This window comes from Streptomyces sp. T39 (assembly GCF_008042045.1).
Taxonomy (GTDB): Bacteria; Actinomycetota; Actinomycetes; order Streptomycetales; family Streptomycetaceae; genus Streptomyces.
Genome location: NZ_RDBP01000123.1, coordinates 1 through 1180 on the forward strand (window position 1 = coordinate 1; position 1180 = coordinate 1180).

Here is a 1180-nt window from a genome sequence, read left to right on the forward strand (position 1 = left end):
GGCTGACGCGGCGCCCGTTCACCCGGGCGGGGACGGACCGGACCGGAACAGCACCCGTGCACGAGCACCCGCGCACCCGCCCGAAGCCGTCACCGGCACCCGCCCGCCCGGCCGGCCGGGCGAGCCCGAAGCCGACCTGCCCCGCCCGCTCCGCCGGCCCCCGGTGCGCCCGTGGCCCGGCGCCGGTCCGAGGGGATCGTCGGACTGGACGATCCCGGTGTGGGACTGGGCATCATCGGCGTGAGTCTGGCCGCTCTCGTCGCGGCCCGCTGGGTCGCCTCGGCCGAGGACCGGCGGGAGTTCCGCACGTTCCAGGCGGTGAGCTGGGGATAGGGGCTTCGTCCGGAAGGTGCGCAGCCGCACGTGGCGGGGCGGGGCAGGTCGGCTTCGGGCTCGCCCGGCCGGCCGGGCGGGCGGGTGCCGGTGACGGCTTCGGGCGGGTGCGCGGGTGCTCGTGCACGGGTGCTGTTCCGGTCCGGTCCGTCCCCGCCCGGGTGAACGGGCGCCGCGTCAGCCCGTCTTCGTGTAGGTGAGGGGCGCGCCGCCCGAGCCGACGAGCTCGCGGACGATCGTCGTGTCGGACGGCATGGCGAGGCGGCTCCACTGGCCGGGTGAGCAGGACGCCGGGTCGCCCGAGGTGACCCGTATGGGTCCGAGCTCCAGCGGGGGACCGGCGGCGCGCAGGGTCGCCGTCCAGCCGCACTCGTAGTGCGGTCCGGTGCCCGTCAGGGTCATGACCAGCTCGCCCGGATTCCCCTGGCTGATCGTCATCTCGCGCACGTTGGTGCCGTCCGCGGTGTCGAAGGAGGCGCGCCAGCTGCCCAGGTACTCCTGGGCGACGGCTCCGTCCGACGCGGACGGCGACGGGGACGGCGTCGTGGCGGTCCCGTCCCCCGCTCCCGCCGAGGCACCGGGCTCCGGGGTGGCGTCGCCCTGTTGCGGGGTGGGACCGCCGGAGGGGGCGGCTCCCGGCTCCCGTCCGGACGTGGCGTTCTTCCCGTGGTCGCCGGGGTGGTCGCCGGACATGACGGCGTAGACCGCGCCGCCCGCCCCGAGGGCGACCACCAGCGCGACGGCCACCAGCGCCGAGGTGCCGGCCGCCCGGGAACGTCCCGGCGCGGCCGGGGCCGGTTCGGGCGCTGCCGGCTGGACGGCGGGCGCGTACGGGGCGGGTGGGCGG

Annotated in this window: 1 pseudogene; it reads right to left on the reverse strand. The window is 78.0% G+C overall.

From position 1 onward, the window contains the following. Positions 1-510: 510 nt before the first annotated feature. A pseudogene (locus EAO77_RS39135) lies at positions 511-1180 on the reverse strand (serine/threonine protein kinase); the annotation flags it as partial.